Source organism: Deinococcus puniceus (assembly GCF_001644565.1).
GTDB classification, from domain to species: domain Bacteria; phylum Deinococcota; class Deinococci; order Deinococcales; family Deinococcaceae; genus Deinococcus; species Deinococcus puniceus.
On record NZ_CP011387.1, the window covers coordinates 2538233 to 2555998 of the forward strand.

Below are 17766 nucleotides of genomic sequence, written 5' to 3' on the forward strand. Positions count from 1 at the left end.
AACAGTGATAAACAGCACTAAATATAACTGACACGTAAGGTCTGAGTCACTGACGGCCCGGTAGGCTCGGCCATATGTCTGCCCCAACGCCGCCGCGCACCATTCTGATCGTGGATGACAGTTCTGGCATGCGGCTGATGCTGGCCCGCCTGCTGGCCCCACATCTGTCGGTGCGGTTGGCCGATGGAGCCAGCAGCGCCCTCGATGCCCTGACGCCGGAAACGGCGCTGGTGCTGTCGGACGTGAGGATGCCGGGAGAAAGCGGGCTGGACTTGGCCCGGATGTTGCGCGAGCAGCGGCCTGACCTGCCCGTCGTGTTGATGACGGGCGTAGTGGAAGACGATCTGCGGGCACAGGCGCTGGAACTCGGTGTGCTGGACGTGCTGAGGAAACCTATTACGCCCGGCACGCTGTTTCCGGCCCTACGCGGCTGGCTGGGAGACGGTCTGGAAACCGTGATTCCGGCCAGCGTGATCGAGGCAGTGGAAGCGCCTGAGGCACAACCCACGGCATCTGCCGACGCTCTGGCCCCGGCTCCCAACCCCTTCGATCCAGAGGTGAACCGCGCCCTGATGACGGCCCTCGGCCTGCTGCCGGGCGTGGCGGCGGTGGCGCAGTATGACGCTCAGGGCGCGGTGCAAGAGAGCCAAGGCGCGGCGCTGCCCAGCGAACTCGGCCCATCGGTGCGCGTACTGGTCATGGCCGCCAGAATAAGCGGCCCACACATCGGCACGCCCACCCCGCCCCGCGCCCTTCAAGTGGAATATTCAGACCGCGTGCTGGTGGTGACGGCTGTGCCCACCGGCTTTTTGGCCGTGCTGGTGCGCGATACGCCGGGGGCCAGCACAGTGAAGGCGTGGCTGCGCGACAGGTTGGGAGAGGCGTAACTGGGGATGGAGCTGGGGGTTGGGAGTGGCTGCGCCGCGTGTCACCCCCCCGTTGCTGGCGCAATGCCCCCCCTTAACCGAAGGGCACAAAGAAAATTCAAGCTCGTCCTTAATCCGTCGCCGCTGGCCTACCGCTACACTGCCCGTATGCTCACGTTTTCAGAGGCGGCACGGCAACCAGAAAGCCGTGTAGGAGCCGAATCTCACCGATTGGCCGCGCGCGCACCCGACCTGCCAGGGGGCATGGTGGTTCCGGCAGGCTTCGAGGAAGGGTTTTACCGGGGCGCGAACCTACCCGAACAGATTCGGCGGCTGTTTTCGGTGATCAACCCGGCGCGGATAGATGAAGATCATCTGGAGGCGCTGTGTGTGCGGGCGCAGGAAGTGGTGCGTACCAGTTACTTGCTGGACGACGCCGTGCAGGTGTTTTACCGCGCTCTGGCGAACGCTGGCTTGGCTGGATCCGGCCCCGCCGGGGTGGCTATTCGGGACGTGCATCTGCGCCGCCCCGGAGAACTGCATACCGAATCTGCCCACGTGACGCCGCCCGGAACCGCCGCCCTGCACGCCCTCAAGCGCCTCTGGACAACCGATTGGACCTTCGCCGCCGTGCTGACCCGCTTAGACGACACAGGCGGCGTGGGGTTGGATGCGCGACCCACCTTGATCCTCCCCGGCCTGCCCGGAGTGCCCGACAGCGCCAAAGCGGAGGCGTTGGGCGTGCCAGTGGCACTAGTCAACGGGTTTGGGTTGGTGGGCTTGCCGTAGGGGGATTTGGGATGTGGGACGGCAGAAAAGGGTCTAAGGGTCGAGGGACTGAGCGACCAAGGAAGGGCAATCGCTGGCGCTCACTCACCCCCTCCCCAGCCCACTGCTCCGCAGCTCTGCGAGGCCCCCTCAAGGGTGAGGGAGTAAAAGCCTAAGTTTCTAGGTCTTGCCCTTAGCCCTCGCCCCTTGTGGGACTGGAACAGCTCGAAGAGAGGGGCGCTGCATCGCAGCGGGGTGAGGGGTGTGAGCGCAGCGATTGCCCTTCTTAGATCCTTAGACCCGCCCCCACACAGCCAGAACGACATCGTCAGCCCTTCCCCCGCCGCCCCTGCGCCAGCACCGCGCCGCCCAGAATCAGCAGGCCGCCCAGCAGCACCGCAGGCCGCAAAGGTTCGCCCAAAATCAAGAAGGCCAGCAGCACCGTAAACAGTGGCTCCAGCGTACCCAGCAAACTGGCACGGGCGGCCCCCAAGCGGGCAATTGCGCCGTACAGGGCAGGCACGGCCACGATGGTAGACACCAACGCCATGCCGCCGATGACGCCCCATTGCGGCCAAGTGTTCGGCACGCCCAGTTGCCCCCCGGCCCCCGCCAGCACCGTAAACCACACGCCCGACACCAGCGCCATATGCGCGGTGGCCGCCAAAGGGCTGACCCCCAGCAGCCAGCGTTCGGAGGCCAACAGGTACACGGCGTAGAGGAACCCCGCGCCTGCTGCCAGCCCTAGCCCCAGTGCATTCTGATCGCCTGCGCCGGGAATGCCGATGACGAACGCGAGGCCCGCCCCGGCCAACGCCACCGCGCCCAATTGTCTGCCGCCCGGTTTGCGGCCCAGCAACATCCACCCCAGCAACACCACAAAAGCTGGGGCCAAGTACAGCAGCAGGCTGGTGGTTCCCGCGCTGATGCGGTCTAGTGCGCCGAAATACAGCGTCGTTGCCAGCGCGTACACCACGCCCACGCCCGCCATCTTGCCCCGCGCCTGCCACGTCAGCCCGCGAGAAGTGAAGGGCAGAAGCAACACCGCCACTCCCACGAAACGCCATGCCAGCGCCGTAAAACTGTTCAATCCGACTTCTGAAGCCAGCTTGCCCCAGATGCCCAGCGTGCTGAAACTGAGGGCCGACAGCAGCGACAGCAACACGCCGGAGCGGGCAGACGGCGCGGCCACAGCTTGGGCAGGGGGAACGGCGCGGGGAGCAGACACGCCCGGCAGCGTAACGCCTGAGGGGTCAGGCAGTGGCACTGTTCTCAAAATAGGCTGCCAACGCCGCCGGGTCTGCCGGGGTGAGGTAATAGGCAACACCGTCCAGCTTGAGAACCACCGCCTGAGAGGGCTGATATGCCGTAGCCAACGCCTGTATCCGACTCACCCCGCCCGCTTTGGTGGAAAAGCTGCCCGTGTAGTAGCCCGGAATCGCCGTGCCGAACAGCCGCATACCTAGCCCGTCCCAAGTCAGTTCGGCTCGGGTTGCCGCGAAGGGAAACCGATGCTTGTGCAGGCCTGTTCGCACTTCCAGCGCATCGGGGGTCAGACGGTAGGTCATGCGGGGTGGGCGCATCAAAAAGGCCAAAAGAGGAGTCAGAATCAGCGTTGCCAAAATCAGTTCGGTAGAAACCGAAGGCGAACGCGCCGGGCGAAACACACCTGTCCCACCTGTCCGCCAAGTCGCCAACAGGGCTTCTGGATCGGCAGGAGTCAGGACGGTCACGCGGGGCCGGGTCAGAAACACCAGCATGGGGTTGGAGCCGTCGGTGTACAGGTCAGCCATTCGGTAACGAGGCACCGAAAACCGCCCCACCACGTAGCCCGTTGTATTCGATCCCATTACCTTTCGCAGCCGCGTGAGCTGCTCCGACGTTACAGGCGTCCCGGCTGGAATGACCCGGCTGGAGGTCACCGAACGGGCGATGATCTGGCCGCCGCGCACCTCGTACACCGGGCGGGCTTGCAGAGAGGGCAAAGCAGTGAAAGTCAAAATGCTTGCAAAAATGGCGACGAAGCTCCAGCGAACCAGAGGCCACGAGCGCGGCGTCGGCTCGGTGGCGGTGGCAAGCAATTGGGCATTGGCGGGAGCCATAGCCACAGCTTAGCGGAACTGACCCGCCCGACATTCCCAGGTTGACCAAGGCCGCGAACACCCCCGCCTGCCCCTGTCTGTAGCCCCCTTCTGCTTTGCAAATCGGCGGGCGGGGTAGCTTAAAGGTTGTGACCCCGCCCGCCACCCCTTCTCTGATTCCGTGGCTGGTGGCGGTGCCGCTGCCTGTTCCGGCGCTGGATTTTGCCGTGCCACACGGCTGGACAGGGCCAATTCCGCTGGGCTGCCGCGTGCTGGTGCCTTGGCGTGGAGAATTGACGGTGGGGCTGGTGGTGGGTGCGGGCAATCCGGTCAGTGCCCACCGGGTGCGCGACGTGGTAACGGTGCTGGACACCCCCGAGCAACCTTGGGTACCCGCCTCCACCGCTGCCGGAATTGGTGGCTGGGCGGCAGATGCCCAGTTGCCCGCCGGGTTGGTCTGGGGCGACCTGTTGGGCGTGGGCTGGGACGCCACCTATGACCACCGCGTGCGGGCCGTGAAAGACGCCGACCTCTTGGCCTTCGGGCGCATAGGGATGAATTGGACAGTGCCGGGGCTGGCGTGGGCCGATGCTTCGGCGTTTGCCCCCAATTTGCTGGACGCCATCCGGGAACAGGGACTCTTGGAAGAAGCCTTCCGCCTGACGCCCAAAATGCGCGGGGTAGTGCAGGCACGGGTGCTGGACGACGTGCCGCAGGCCAGCCGCCTGACCACCCTGCTGAGGGCCGAACCTTGGGCACAGGCCGACGCCAGCGTGCGCCTAGAAACGTGGCTGGAAGCCGTGCCACCGCCCGACCCGGCAGCCCTGACCCCCAAACAGGCGGGCGCGTGGGGCTGGCTGAATGCCAACGGCCCGGTGAGGAGCCTGAGCGAGTGGGCGCACAGCACAGGCGTCGGCACAAGCGTGCTGAACGGCGTCACCGCTAAAGGAGGCACGCGGGCCGTGCAGCACGAACGGGAAGCGCCCCCGGCGTGGCACTGGCTGGCTGCCCACGAACCTCAATCCAGCCTGAGCGGGTGGGCCAAAGGTGCGGGCGTGAGTGCCGCTGCCGTTACTGCGCTGCTGAACGCGGGCGCGGCAGCCTATGTGCCCGAACTCGCGCCGCCGCCCGCCGCGTGGACGTGGCTGCAAGAGCATGGCCCGGTGGAATCGCTGACCGCATGGGCCAATGGCGCGAGCCTCGCCGGGGTGCATCTGACGCCTACGGTGGCCGGAACGCTGGCGGCCAAGGGCTGGGCCGACACGGTGCAAAAGCCTGCGCCGCCACCCCCACTTCCCGCGCCTACGCCCGCTGGCCCGCCCAGAGCGCCCGATCCCGACCTCTTGCCCGAAGCCGCGGTCTGGCGGTTGCACGGTGGACGCCCTGCCAGCCGCGCCCGCACGCTGGCCCCGCGCATTGGCCGCCTGCTGACTCAGGGGCGCGGCGTGTTGGTGCTGGCCCCCGATCATGCCACCTTGCGGCGGGCGTGGGAACACCTGTCGGGGCTGGCCGAGGCGGCAGGCACGCGGGCCATTCAGATCAGCGGGCACCTGAGCGACGTGCAGCGGGCGCACAGTTGGGCCTTAGTCGGGGCAGGAGAGGCGCGGCTGGTGATCGGTTCCTATCTGGCCCTGACTGCCCCGCTGCACGACCCCGCCCTGATCGTGGTGCTGGAAGAGGGCAGCGACGCCTACAAGTTGCAGTCGGGCTGCCGCGCCTTTGTGCCCGATGTGGCCGCACGGGTGGCCGCCGCGCACGACGCTGCACTGGCGATGGTGGGGGCCGCCCCCGCCGCCGAAAGTGTGCCCTACGTGGGGGCCGTGCTGCCCCCGCCGCGTGCCCGCGTGCATGTGGTGGACTATGCCAACCCGCCCGAACAGGCCGAACTGGGGCCGCTGAGCGGTGCCCACCTCACGCCCGCCGATTTGGGCTACCCGCTAAGCCATGACTTGGTGAGGCTCCTGCGCCAAGTCCACGAGCGTGGCAGACAGGCGGCCCTGCTTGCGCCCCGGCGTGGCTATTCCGCGCTGCTGCGCTGCCCCACCTGCGAGCATGTGCCCCAGTGCCGCAACTGCGACGTGCCGCTCAGGTTTCATCAGGACACCCGCCAACTGACCTGCCACCAGTGCGGCTACCACGAACCCATTCCTGAACGCTGCGACAACTGCGGCGAGCGCATGTGGCAGGCACGCGGCCCCGGCACCGAATGGATTGCCCAGATGGTGGAAAAGCTGGTGCCGGGGCTGAAAGTGTACCGACTGGACAAAGACCGCCAAGACGACCTCTCGCCCCTGCACGCCGGAGAGAGTGGCGTGGTGGTGGGCACGCAACTGCTGCTCTCGCACGACGCGCCGCCCAATCTGGCCCTGCTGGGCGTCACGCTGGCCGATACGTGGCTGAACGTGTCCGATTTCCGGGCCTCGGAACGCTATCACCGCCTGCTGAGGCAACTGGCCGAATGGCACCCAGACCGCGCCCCGCTGCTGGTGGTGCAGACTTTTCAGGCCGACCATCCGGCGCTGAAGGTGCTGATAGAGGGCCGCGACGCGCTGGCCTACCCCGCCGCCGAGGAACGGGTCAGAAAGGAATTGGGCTACCCGCCGCACGCCCGCCTTGCCCAAGTGGAAATTGCTGCCCGCGACCCCGAAAAGGCCAAAATTGCCGCGCAGGCTGTGGCCGACGCCCTGCACGGCGCAGGAGCCACCGCGCAGGAAGTGCTTGGCCCCGCCGCCAGTCCGGTGGCCCGCCTGCGCGGCGTGTACCCCTATCACCTGTTCCTGCGTGCCCGCGACGATGCCCGGCTGGCCCAACTGCTGGCAACGGTAGACCGCAGCGTGAAGGCCAGAGTGCGGGTAGACGTGAACCCGCGTGGGGGGCTGTGAGAGCAGAAAACTCAAACTCGGCCCGTCCCTGTGGCAAGCCATGAAAGAGTGACCACTATGAAATATGGATTCGATCCCGAACTATTCCAGCTTCAGCGCATCCCGACGCCGGAATGGGCCGTTCAGGGCGTAACTTACGGCGAACGGCAGGCGGAGTTAGAAAAAATCTTGGAGACATCTTCGGGCGAAATTATTCAGCAATCTCAAGATTTCCTGCAGTGGGCATTGACCGATCCTGTTGCTGTAGCAAAATTTCAGCCATTCAGCTACTACTCAGAAGGCGTAAATGGAAACTATTTTGTTGGCTGTCGACATCTCGAGTTCAGTTCCGAGCAACCTAGTTCTATCCTCGTAGAAACTGAACTAAGTCTGACGCGAATTGATTACAAGAATCTTCCGTCGGTGTATACACGCTACTTAGTTACGCTTCTCTGGAATCCTACAACCAAACAGGGTCAATCCATTCTTGCTCATGATACCGATTACGACAGCAAAATTTCTAATCTTAAGTTCAAACTTGTTAGAACACTGACTGTCGGTGAGATTGCGAGAGGAAGGCTATCAGATGAAGACTACCTGACCTTAGAACACCGTTGGCCTGAAGTGTTGGCCTGCTTGCAAGAGGCCGCGATGGAAGCCGTCAATGATGGAAGCGGCTCCGGCCATGTGGACGACAACTTCTTCCCCAGCCGTTTGGAACTGACAGGCGAGTATTACATTTCTGACATTAATTCCAGTGATGATTCCTTTATGACAGTTATGCTGCATTTTTTAGGTCACGCTAATTCAGCAGATCAACAACACGATGATTATCTTGGTTACGACCTCGCGCTGAATGTGCCAGAGGACGGCCCCCTTACTTACGAGCTTTGGGGCAGTTCCTCTATCTGAGCCTTTCCCTGCCCGCTATTCTCCCCCCATGCCCAACCTCTCCCCCACTCCCGCGCCCCGCACCGATGAACGCGTGCCTGTCATCGTGATCGGCGGTTTTCTGGGGGCGGGCAAAACCACGCTGGTCAATCACCTGATCCGCTCCTTGCCGCACCGCTTAGGCATCATCGTGAACGAGTTTGGGCAAGCGGGCGTAGACGGCGGCCTGATAGAGCGCCTGAACGATGACGTGACCGAACTGACGGCGGGTTGCCTGTGCTGCACCGGGCGTGACGACCTGCTGCGGGCGTTGGTCACTATTGCCATGCGTGAGCAAAAGCCCGACGCTGTGGTGGTGGAGTTGTCGGGAGTGGCCGACCCGACGCCCGTGCTGGCAACTCTGCTGGAACGCTCCGTGCGGGCCGCCTTCCGCGTGACCACGCTAGTAGCCGTAGTAGACGCCCGCCACGCCCTGCACACCCTGCGCGACCACCCGGAAGCGGCGCGGCAACTGGCCTACGCGAATGTGGTGGTGCTGAACAAAACCGACCTGTCTGACCCCGGCCTGCTGGATCACGCCGAGAGCGTGCTGCGCGGCGTGAATCCCTTGGCCCGCATGGTGCGGGTAGAGCAGGGCCAACTGGACGCCGACGCACTCCTAGCCCGCGACGACTTCGATCCCCGCGTGCTGGACGGGGCTGATACCGCCGCGCAGCATACGCCGGGGCTGAAATCCTTCACGTTGCGGGCCACCCGTCCCCTCGATCCCTACCGCTGGCAGCGTTTTATGACCGACCTGATCCTGTCGCGCCCCGCCGAAGTGCTGCGTGTGAAGGGCTTTGTCGACCTGTACGGCTACCCGCAGCGCATCCTGTTTCAGGCGGTGCGCGACCTGTTTACCGCCGATGCATGGGAAGCGGGCGACGGCCACACCGAACTGGTGTTTATCGGGCGCGGGCTAGACCGGGCGGAATATGCAGCGGCATTCGAGGCGTGTGTGATCGAAGAAGCGGTGGCCTAGAGCATCCCCATTCAGTGTTGCTCTGAGCGTGGAGAATCAACTCCAGATCAGCGGATCTCTCCGGTTTCCCACAGCCGCACAAACAGGTCGGTCAGCGCAGGGTCGAACTGGCTGCCGCACCCCTCCCGAATGATTTCTAGCGCCTGTTCGGGGGACATGGCCTGCTTGTAAGGCCGGACGCTCACCAGCGCGTCGTACACGTCGCAGAGGCTGAAGAGGCGGGCCAGCAGCGGAATCTGCTCGCCGCCGAGCCGGTCTGGGTAGCCCGCGCCGTCCCAACGTTCGTGGTGAGAGTGGATCACCGCGTGGGCTTCGGGGTGAAGGTAAGGAATGCGGGCGGCCAGCACCGATCCCAAAGCCGCGTGGGTTTCCATGGTTCGGCGCTCATGAGGCGTCAGGCGTCCGGGTTTCAGCAGCACGGCGTCGGGGATGGCCAATTTGCCGATGTCGTGCAGGGCCGCGCCGTGCCGCAGGGCCACCAACAGGTCAGGGGGTAAGTTCAGCGCCCGCCCCAAGATATGGGCGTGATGCCGGACGCGCTGGGTGTGACCCTGCGTCTCGAAATCACGCACTTCTAGCGCCACCCCCAGTGTGTTCAGTGCGGCTTCGAGGGCTTCTTGCAAGTCGGCCACATGGGCGTGACGTTCCAGCAGGCGTGACCCGACGCTCGCCAGCATCAGGCCCAAATGTTCGTCGACGATCTGAAAAGGTCGGTTGGCGGCGCGGGTCACGACCAATACGCCCAAAGGATCGTGATGTTGTCCAAACAGGGGCACAGCCATCATGCAGTCATGCTCCACCTGCTCTGGTCTATACAGTCCGGGTTTGGGCCGCAGATCGGCGCTTCTCATAATTTGCCCGGTCTCTAGGGCTCTCCACGCCAACCCCTGCCCACGCGGCAATTGCGCCGGGCCAAGCTGCCGGTCACGCCCCGCGGCGGCGCGGGAAGTCAGCAGATCCAGATCGGCGTCGTAGCGCAGCAGGGTCGCTTGGTGGGCACGCAACAAGTCCAGCGCGGTGTCGGTCAGGCGGGCTTCCAAGCGGGGTTCGTTTGGGGAACTACCGGAGGAAAGCGGGCCAGCAGGAGCGGCAGCCAGTCCGTCATCGGTCTGAAGGTGCAGGTGCAGCTCGGCCAATAAATCCAGTTCGCGCCAACGCTGCTGAAATTGGAGCAAGGCGGCCAATTGTTGGGCGAACAGGCCTGCCACCTCAAGAGCTTCCGGCGCAAAGGCGTGCACCGAAGAGAACGAGTCCAGATTCAGGTGGGCCACCACTTCGCCGTTCAGAACCACCGGTAAGCACAAGTTGGCCTGCAACTCGTCGCGCCTGCCCGCTTCCTGAAAGAACTGTGTCTGTCCGGCGGCGTGCAGTGCGTCCGACTGCTTGCCAACCAGTTGCAGTTCCTGCGAATTGATGACCCGTGCCTTGCCCGCTTGCCAGTCGGCCCGGTCGTGGCCGTACCACAGAAACTGTGACTGCTCGCTGAGGGGCAACCCCACCAGTGCCGCCCCGTAGCCCTGCACTGCACAGAGCCGGAATTCCCGCCCTTCGCGCATGTTCAGCGATCCGGCCTCGGCACCGTCTACACAGGCAATCGCCAACCGCAGCAACTCTGACCAGTCTGTGTCGGTCATGCTGCGGCGCTGGGACAACAATTCTACAGTGGTTCGGAGCGACTGCCACAGGGTAAAGCGGGGCTGAATGCTCAGGGTTTTGTCGTCGGCTGCTGCGGCTGAGAGAGAAGCGAGCTTGACTGCGCCCAATGCCCCAGAGGCAGCACCCCCCTTGACCGCGCCCGAGCCGCCGACTTGAGCCGGTTTCGGGAGCGTGCGGGCCGCCGTGCGAGCGGTCTTTTTTGCGGCGGATGCGGGAACATCGGTACTGCACACCAAGCGGTTGCGACCATTGGTTTTGGCCAGATACAACGCTTCGTCGGCCTGCCGAAACAGGTCGTGCGGCGTTTCGTGGGGGCGGCAGGTGGCTAGCCCTGCCGAGAGGGTCAGTGTGGCGGGCAGCGAGCCATTTGAATCTGGAAACGAAATTCCAGCCAGCGTCATGCCTTGCCGCGCCACTTCCTTCAACAGGCTTTCGACCCATGTGCGGGCACGGCCTTCACTACCCACATCGGTCAGCAGCGCAAATTCTTCGCCACCTATGCGGTAGGCCCGCACTTGCTGCCGTTCATCGCGCCCCAAGAGCCGCGCCACGCCCTGCAACACTTGGTCGCCTACAGCGTGCCCGTACTGATCGTTCACGATCTTAAAATGATCCAAGTCCAGCAGCACCAACTGCGCGCCGACATCAAGTGCGGCAAGGTCGGCGTCGAATTGTCGGCGGTTGCCCAGACTGGTCAGCGGGTCGGTGTGGGCCTGCGTGCGGAACGCCTGCGTCACCCGCAACAATTGATACCGTGAGAGCAGAATCATGGCCGCGATGCCCAGACCTACGGCATTGATCAGCAGGCCCAACAGGTACACTTGCCAAAACACCGCCCGGCCTTCCGCAGAGGCCAGCAGCACCAGATTGACTGCCAAGAACGGTATGGGGAGCAGCCACAGATCACGGGCTGTCAGCATCAAAATGTCGTACTTGGGCCGCAGCAGGCCCGTAATCAGCAGCAGAGCCGCCACATCCACAGCGGCCTTGATTCCAGCTTGCGTGCCTTCTTCTGTGAAGCCCCACAGCAGCATCGGTAGGGCGGCCAGTGCCCCTAGGCCCACGCCGTAACGCTTTGCCACCAATACCAGCGGCACCAAGCAGAAATCAAGGTGCAGATCGGGGGGAGGGCCGCTTTCCCGAAAGGCGAACACCATCAGCAAGAGCGAAGAGGCAGAGGCCAAGCCCACCCGGAGGGCATCTTCACGAATTCGGCGGCGCACCGGCCATTCGCGGAAAGTGAGGCTCAGACCAAAAGTGCAGGTGATCAGTAGAGACAAATTGAACAGGACTTCAGTCAAGCCCCTCATCGCCAGCCCACCGTGCCATTCTGGTTCGAGCGACATTGAAAGACAGTCTACACTCTCAATTTACTCTGCGGTCATCGACCAATGCGATTTTCATAGGCTGTCCATCTGCCATTGAGCCATGCTTAAGGAGCAGGGTTAAACGTGAAACAATACACAACACTCTGCCCTTTTAGCGGCTCCGCAGCGTGCCCTGCACGGCGCTCATAAACTCGGCGCGGGTGCGGGCATCATCCTTGAACAGGCCGCGCATGGCCGAAGTGGTGGTGCTGGAATTCTGCTTTTGCACGCCGCGCATCGCCATGCAGAGGTGCACGCCTTCCATTAAGACCGCCACGCCTTTGGGGGCCAAGAGTTCCAGCACCGCGTCGGCCACTTGGGTCGTAATCCGCTCCTGCACCTGAAGGCGGCGGGCGTACAGGTCTACGATGCGGGCAAACTTGCTGAGGCCCAAGATTTTGCCGTCTGGGATATAGGCGATGTGGGCGCGGCCATAGAACGGCAACATGTGGTGTTCGCACATCGAATAGAACTCGATGTCTTTCACGATGACCATCTCGCTGCCCTCGGCCTCGAACACGGCGTCGTTGGTCACGCCCGTCAGCGTTTGGGTATAGCCGCCTGTCAGGAAGCCCCACGCTTTGGCGACGCGCTCGGGCGTCTTCAGCAGGCCTTCGCGCTCCGGGTCTTCCCCGATGGCCGAGAGCCAGTCGTGGGTCAGCAGCTTCAGATCAGGCCGAACGGCTCCCACGTGATCAGAGGCGCTGTGGTCGGCGTCGCTGTGATCAGAATCAAGAAGGTCGAAATCAGTGTCAGTGGGCTTGGTCGTGGTCACAGTTCAGGCTCCAGTGTCGTTCCGCCAATACGAATGCGGAGGGCCGACAAATCGAATGCCGCGAGTGTAGGCCTTAGCCACTCACGGCAATTGTCTGATGGATTTCAGGCGGGGGGGTGGAAGTGGGGGCAGTGCGCTGGGGGCAGTCAGGCGCAGGTCAGGGGCGGGGTGGGGGGCTGAGGTTATTGGTGCGGAGTCTAAGGGTCGAAGGGTCTAGGGTCTAAGGTGCTGGGGCGGGGACGGTGGCTGAATTGCCCCCTCATTCCTACGAGCGAGGGCAACGCCGTTAAGCAGGCGTTTTTATGCCGTTCTTAGACCCTTGACCCTTAGACGCTCTGCCGACACCTCACACCCAATCTAAACCCAGTCCACTGCCCCATACGTCTGCTCGCGGGCCGGGCCACACGAGAAGATGACCACGGGGCAACCCACCGTCTCTTCGATCAAATCCAGATACGCCTGCGCCTGCTTGGGCAAGGTGGCTCGGCTGTCGGCTCCGTCGGTGGTGGCCCAACCGGGCATCTGACGGTACACGGGTTGGCCGTCCGCGTCGTAGTGGGTACACACCGGAATGGTGTCCAGGCCCGCCAAAATGTCCATTTTGTTGATGACCAGACCGTCGAGGCCGTTCACGTCTACGGCGTAGCGCAGCAGTTCCAGATCCAGCCAGCCTACGCGGCGGGCGCGGCCTGTGGTGGTGCCGAATTCATCCCAAGGCTTGGAGCCGTCGCCGCGCAGGCGCAGTTCCATATCCCCGAAGACTTCGGTGGGAAAGGGGCCGTGACCCACGCGGGTATTGAAGGCTTTGGCGACGCCGTAGACGCGGTGGATGGCCTTGTGGTTCACGCCCGCCCCCACCAACACGCCGCCCACCGTCGGGTGGCTGCTGGTCACGAAGGGGTACGTGCCGTAATTCAAGTCCAGCAAGGTGGCCTGAGCGCCTTCAAACAGCACATTCTGGCCTTCCTTGATGGCTTGGCGCAGTTGCCCGCCCGTGTCCTGCACGAAGGGCAGCAGGGCTTCGCGGGTGGGCGCGAGGGCGTCGAGGGCCACGTCTACGCTTGTCCAGCCTGCGTCGCGGGTGCTGTTGGGTTTGGCTTCCAGCAGCCGCTCTACGCGCTCACGCAGCACGCCGTCGTCGGCCAAATCGCCAAAGCGGATGCCCACGCGCCGCGCCCGGTCTGCATAGGCGGGGCCAATCCCGCGCCCCGTCGTGCCCACGAAGTCTTTGCGTCCATCGACAAACTTGTGGTGAGGCAACACCAGATGCGCCCGGTCACTGATTCGGAGATCAGGATTCAGGCCCGCATTCAGCAAATTCTGGCGTTCCTCCATAAACTTCTGGGGGTCGATGACCATGCCGTCGCCCAGCACCGACACCGTTCCCTCGTGCAGGACGCCGCTGGGCAGCAGGTTCAGCTTAAAGGTCTGACCTTTGGCCGTCACGGTGTGGCCCGCGTTCGCGCCTCCCTGATAACGGGCGATAAATGTTGCGCGGGGGGCAAGGAAATCGGTGATCTTTCCCTTGCCTTCGTCTCCCCACTGGGCACCAATAATTGCGATTCCGGGCATTTCAGCCTCCTGCCGCACGCGCAGACTTGCCCTTTTTGCCCACACCGACGCTGCGGCAAGACAAAAAAAAGCACGGCGCACAGCACCGTAATTCAGTGTACCCCGGCTGGGAGCAAAATGTGGGCGGGGAGAGCTAGAAGTGGGGGAAGGCGTCTAAGGGTCGAGGGTCTAAGAAGGGCAAGGGCGACAACCTACGGGCCAGCCTCCCAGATAGATAAAAAGCGCGGGAGGGGATCACCACGATCCACCCCCCACGCTCCACGTTCAAATTTCTAGCTTGCTCAGACCACCAGAATTACTGGTTTTTCGAGCGTCTGGGCCACACTCGCAAGGAAGCGGGCAGCGCGTTCGGTGTCCACGTTGCCGTTGAGGGTTAGGGCGGCGCGGCCCCCTTGCACGCGGCCCACGCTGAGGGTCAGGGCGTGCGGGTAGTGCAGGTCGTCCAAGTCCAGCAGTCCGGCGTCTACGATCAGCAGGTCGGGCGTGCCGTCGTGGTCGGTATCGAGGGCGGTCACGGCGTCACGGAGGCTGCCGGGTTTCGCGCTACGGGTGCGGCCCACGCTGGGGTCTTGGATGGCAACTGCACCCAAGTCCAGAATCGCGGCGTGGTGCTGGGCGGCGCGGGCCACCAAGAGGGCCAGCGGCACGTCGCGGCTTAGGGCTTCGCTCAGTTGCTCGCGCAGATCGGCGGCAGCAGCCACATGGGCGTCGCGGCGCAGGTAGGTGCCGAACCACACGGCGTCTCGGGGCAAGGCGGCAGCATCGTTGGCAGAAGCGGTGCCGAGAGAAGCAGTGGCGGCGGCTCCGGCCATCGCAGCAGCAACCGGATCGGGCGTGAGGACAGGCTGCACTTCTGGGGTTGCTGGCGTCGCGGCGGCCACCATCGGCACCACGTCGTCTTTGCTGGCCCAAGGCTGTGCGGCGTCGCTTGTCACCGGGCCGCTGACCAAGGGCGCGTCCACTTGCGGGGCGCTGAAGTCGGGCGTGTTCTGCTCGGCTTCAATACTCAGGTCTGCGGCGGTCAGTTCGGGGGCGGCCACCTCTGCGGCAGCCAACGAGGGCATGGCGATATCGGGAACAATAGGAGCAGCAATACTGGGGGCAGCGATGTCCGGCACGGTGATGTTCGGCGCAGCCACTTCCGGCGTGGAAACTGCCGGGGGAGACATTGCGGCGACATCGTCCTTGGGCGTGGCGAACGCGGGGCCAACCATGCTGGGGGCGGGCGTAGGCGCGACGGGCGTGTCCTGCGGCGCGGCGCGGTTTTGGTACAGGCGCGACAGCAACCCGCCCAAGCCGCCTTTGCTGGCAGCAGCGGCAGCGGGCGGAACCACAGCGGCGGCAGCAGCAGGAATCTGAACAGGTTCGGGTTGCGCGGGTTCGGGCTGTACAGGTTCGGGCTGTACAGGCTCCGGCACCACGATCCGTTCGGGAATCACGGCGGCGGCAGGCTGTACCTCAGGCTCAGGCAGGGCGGCGGCGACTTCCGGCACTTCAAGCTCGGCGGCGGGCACGAGCACGGGCGGCTCGGTGGTCAGCAGCGACTCGCCGTCGTCCTCGCCGTCGTCCATCTCGAATTCCATCGCGTCGTCCTGAAAGCTAGCGGCGGGGGTGGCCGGAACCTGCGGGGCAGAGGGCCGGGCCTGCTCGATAAACGAGGTGATGTCGCTGTCTACGCCCGCTGCACTCAGCGCGGCCATGTCGAAGTTGCTGTTGGCGAGGTCGCCTTCCCAATCGGGCGGCGGCAAGTCCACGGGGGTTTCGGGCGGCTCTTCCTCGCCGCTCATGACGCGTGACAGGTAGTTCAGGATGTCTTGCTCCACGATCATCCCGCCCTCGCCCGTGCCGTTGAGTCTCTGCCAGTCAATCCCGTTTGCTTCTGCCAGAATCTTGGCGAGCGGAGCAATCCTATCCATCATCAACTTCCCCCTTGGGCGTGCAGTGTAAGTGACATTCTTAGGGGGCATTCTAGCGAACAGACCCGCCTAACGCGTGCAATTTTCGTGCTAGAGGGCGGGGTACGCGGGGGGCAATGGGGGTGTCAGCCTTGCGTTAAGGCCAGAACCCCGTGTTTTGAGACGATTTCGGGTCAGTTCCGCCGTCTCTTGGCAGGCCAAGAAGACAGGCAGGGTCACAGCCTCCCGGCGGCGCGGTGCTACCCTGCTTGGCATTACCGCGCAGCCTAAGCGCGTCAGGAGTCACCATGCAGGAAGTCCGAGAAAGTACTGTGCAGGAGCAGGTTTTATGTTGATCCTCGAAGAAATGCAGGCACGGGGCCACGAGGCGCTGACCCTGCTGCACCACGCGCCCAGCGGCCTGCGGGCGGCCCTCGCCATTCATTCCACGGTGCTGGGGCCAGCCATTGCGGGCGTGCGGCTCGGCGCACAAGACGAGCAGTTGGCGGTGCGCGGCGCACTGGCCCTCAGCGAAAGCCTGACCCTGAAGGCGGCGCTGGCGGGCCTGAATTACGGCGGCGGTGCGTGCGTCCTGATGATGCCCGAAGCGGGCGTAGACGACCCACACGCCCGCGAAGCCCTGTTCCGGGCCTTGGGGCGGCAGGTGCGTCCGCTGGAATCGCGGGTCGTCCTCACCGAAGACATTGGCGTATCGCCCGCCGATATTGCGTTTGTGGCGCAGGAAACGCCTGCCACGTTGGGCGTGAACACCGACACCAGCAGCGTCACCGGGTACGGCGTGTACCGGGGCATGAAGGCCGCCGCCCGTTTTGCACTGGGGAGCGAGAGCATGCGCGGCGTGCGGGTGGCGATTTTGGGCGTGGGGGCGGTGGGCCGCACGCTGGCCGGGCATCTGCACCGCGAGGGCGCTCGCCTGACGGTGGCTGACCGACGCCCAGACCGGGCCGAAGCCTTGGCTGACCAGCTTGACGGCGTACAGGTGGTGGCCGCCGATCAGCTCCTCGATTCGCCCTGCGACATTTTCGCCCCCTGCGCCTACGGCCATTCCATCCGCTCCGAAGATGTGCCCCGCTTGCAGTGCCGCCTGATCGCGGGCGGCGAGCATCACCCCCTCACGCGGCGCGGAGAGTCTGCCGTGAAAGAAGCCGGAATCATCTATATGCCCGATTACGCCATCAACGCGGCTGGCCTCATTGCCGCCGCGCAGGGCACCACGCCCGAACAGGCCGCCGAGCGCGTGTATACGATCATCAACCGGATTACGGCGGTGGCCGAGCAGTACGGCAAACCCGTGCATATCGTGGCCCGCCGCATGGCGGAACGGCGGATTGATCTGATCGGCAGCTTGGGACACGGCAAATGAGCATCAGCAAAGCCGAACCCTTCGTAATCGGCGTGGCGGGCGGCTCCGGCAGCGGCAAAACCACCGTGACCCGGCGAGTCATCGAAACGGTGGGCAGCGACGGTGTGGCCGTGCTGAGTCAGGACAACTACTACCGCGACCAGTCCGACATTCCGTTCGAGGCCCGCCTGAAAACCAATTACGACCACCCGGCGGCCTTCGACTGGGCGCTGCTGCGCGAACATGTGGATGCGCTCTTGGCGGGCGTGCCGATTGCCATGCCCGAATACGATTTCACCAAGCACACCCGTTCCGACCAGACCACGCGGGTCTTGCCGGGGTCGGTGGTGGTGCTGGAAGGTTTTTTTGCCCTCTACGACGAAGAACTGCGCGAGCGGATGCACCTGAAAGTCTTCGTGGACGCCGACGCCGACGTGCGCTTCATTCGCCGCCTGCTGCGCGACACGCAGGAACGCGGGCGCACCCCCGAAAGCGTGATTCAGCAGTATCTGGACTATGTGCGGCCCATGCACCTGAGCTTCGTGGAACCCACCAAACGCTACGCCGACGTGATCATTCCGCACGGCGGCATGAACGAACCCGCGCTGGACATGTTGGCGGCCCGGATTCGGTCTACGGTCTAGGCAACG

13 protein-coding genes are annotated in these 17766 nt (G+C 64.2%); 7 read left to right on the forward strand and 6 right to left on the reverse strand.

All coding sequences use genetic code 11. The annotated features are described in order from the left end of the window. The first annotated feature begins 74 nt into the window (after window positions 1–74). Both SU48_RS11705 and SU48_RS11710 read left to right on the forward strand, forming a co-directional pair. Window positions 75–887, forward strand: coding sequence for a response regulator (locus tag SU48_RS11705; protein WP_064015397.1), 813 nt, complete (start codon window positions 75–77; stop codon window positions 885–887). A gap of 147 nt (window positions 888–1034) precedes the next feature. After that, the gene (locus SU48_RS11710; protein WP_064015398.1) at window positions 1035–1655 is read left to right on the forward strand and encodes a hypothetical protein; all 621 of its coding nucleotides are present in this window, start codon (window positions 1035–1037) and stop codon (window positions 1653–1655) included. A gap of 307 nt (window positions 1656–1962) precedes the next feature. Here the strand turns inward: SU48_RS11710 and SU48_RS11715 are convergent, their stop codons facing one another. Both SU48_RS11715 and SU48_RS11720 read right to left on the reverse strand, forming a co-directional pair. Next, window positions 1963–2862 carry a DMT family transporter gene (locus SU48_RS11715; protein ID WP_064015399.1) on the reverse strand — a complete coding sequence of 300 codons (900 nt, stop codon included), beginning with the start codon at window positions 2860–2862 and terminating at the stop codon, window positions 1963–1965. Between the two features lie 25 nt (window positions 2863–2887). Beyond that, a complete protein-coding gene (locus tag SU48_RS11720; RefSeq protein WP_064015400.1) occupies window positions 2888–3736 on the reverse strand; it encodes a PH domain-containing protein in 849 nt (282 codons plus the stop codon). Between the two features lie 128 nt (window positions 3737–3864). Between SU48_RS11720 and priA the strand changes: the two genes are divergently transcribed. The 3 genes from priA to SU48_RS11735 are packed head-to-tail and all read left to right on the forward strand — an operon-like array spanning window position 3865 to window position 8488. Continuing rightward, on the forward strand, window positions 3865–6597 hold the full coding sequence (priA, locus tag SU48_RS11725; RefSeq protein ID WP_064015401.1) for a replication restart helicase PriA: 2733 nt from the start codon (window positions 3865–3867) through the stop codon (window positions 6595–6597). A gap of 57 nt (window positions 6598–6654) precedes the next feature. Continuing rightward, entirely contained in the window at window positions 6655–7488 is an 834-nt protein-coding gene (locus tag SU48_RS11730; protein WP_064015402.1) for a hypothetical protein, read from the forward strand. Window positions 7489–7516: 28 nt separating this feature from the next. Next, complete coding sequence (locus tag SU48_RS11735; RefSeq protein WP_064015403.1) at window positions 7517–8488, forward strand: CobW family GTP-binding protein; 972 nt, start codon at window positions 7517–7519, stop codon at window positions 8486–8488. A gap of 47 nt (window positions 8489–8535) precedes the next feature. Here SU48_RS11735 and SU48_RS11740 read toward each other — a convergent pair whose 3' ends face one another. The 4 genes from SU48_RS11740 to SU48_RS11755 all read right to left on the reverse strand — a co-directional run bounded on the left by SU48_RS11740 (window position 8536) and on the right by SU48_RS11755 (window position 15777). Beyond that, window positions 8536–11490, reverse strand: coding sequence for an HD domain-containing phosphohydrolase (locus SU48_RS11740; protein ID WP_064015404.1), 2955 nt, complete (start codon window positions 11488–11490; stop codon window positions 8536–8538). 133 nt (window positions 11491–11623) lie between these two features. Next, window positions 11624–12202, reverse strand: coding sequence for a GTP cyclohydrolase I FolE (folE, locus tag SU48_RS11745; RefSeq protein ID WP_064016027.1), 579 nt, complete (start codon window positions 12200–12202; stop codon window positions 11624–11626). A 441-nt stretch (window positions 12203–12643) separates the two neighbouring features. Next, complete coding sequence (locus SU48_RS11750; RefSeq protein ID WP_064015405.1) at window positions 12644–13858, reverse strand: adenylosuccinate synthase; 1215 nt, start codon at window positions 13856–13858, stop codon at window positions 12644–12646. 281 nt (window positions 13859–14139) lie between these two features. Further along, window positions 14140–15777, reverse strand: a complete 1638-nt coding sequence (locus SU48_RS11755; RefSeq protein ID WP_231881620.1) for an E3 binding domain-containing protein — start codon at window positions 15775–15777, stop codon at window positions 14140–14142. 325 nt (window positions 15778–16102) lie between these two features. On the opposite strand from SU48_RS11755, the gene SU48_RS11760 reads away from it, so the two are divergent. Beyond that, the gene (locus SU48_RS11760) at window positions 16103–17137 is read left to right on the forward strand and encodes a Glu/Leu/Phe/Val dehydrogenase family protein (protein ID WP_064015406.1); all 1035 of its coding nucleotides are present in this window, start codon (window positions 16103–16105) and stop codon (window positions 17135–17137) included. Beyond that, window positions 17134–17760: a uridine kinase gene (udk, locus tag SU48_RS11765; RefSeq protein ID WP_064015407.1), complete on the forward strand. Its 627-nt coding sequence runs from the start codon at window positions 17134–17136 to the stop codon at window positions 17758–17760. The genes SU48_RS11760 and udk overlap by 4 nt, the downstream gene beginning before the upstream one ends. The last annotated feature ends 6 nt before the right edge of the window (window positions 17761–17766 follow it).

What these genes read in the sequence shown, in the direction of transcription:
- SU48_RS11705 (WP_064015397.1), top strand. Translation starts at nt 75, where the DNA reads ATGTCTGCCCCAACGCCGCCGCGCACCATTCTGATCGTGGATGACAGT.
- SU48_RS11710 (WP_064015398.1), top strand. Translation starts at nt 1,035, where the DNA reads ATGCTCACGTTTTCAGAGGCGGCACGGCAACCAGAAAGCCGTGTAGGA.
- SU48_RS11720 (WP_064015400.1), bottom strand. Translation starts at nt 3,736, where the DNA reads ATGGCTCCCGCCAATGCCCAATTGCTTGCCACCGCCACCGAGCCGACG.
- SU48_RS11730 (WP_064015402.1), top strand. Translation starts at nt 6,655, where the DNA reads ATGAAATATGGATTCGATCCCGAACTATTCCAGCTTCAGCGCATCCCG.
- SU48_RS11735 (WP_064015403.1), top strand. Translation starts at nt 7,517, where the DNA reads ATGCCCAACCTCTCCCCCACTCCCGCGCCCCGCACCGATGAACGCGTG.
- SU48_RS11740 (WP_064015404.1), bottom strand. Translation starts at nt 11,490, where the DNA reads ATGTCGCTCGAACCAGAATGGCACGGTGGGCTGGCGATGAGGGGCTTG.
- SU48_RS11750 (WP_064015405.1), bottom strand. Translation starts at nt 13,858, where the DNA reads ATGCCCGGAATCGCAATTATTGGTGCCCAGTGGGGAGACGAAGGCAAG.
- SU48_RS11755 (WP_231881620.1), bottom strand. Translation starts at nt 15,777, where the DNA reads ATGATGGATAGGATTGCTCCGCTCGCCAAGATTCTGGCAGAAGCAAAC.
- SU48_RS11760 (WP_064015406.1), top strand. Translation starts at nt 16,103, where the DNA reads ATGTTGATCCTCGAAGAAATGCAGGCACGGGGCCACGAGGCGCTGACC.
- udk (WP_064015407.1), top strand. Translation starts at nt 17,134, where the DNA reads ATGAGCATCAGCAAAGCCGAACCCTTCGTAATCGGCGTGGCGGGCGGC.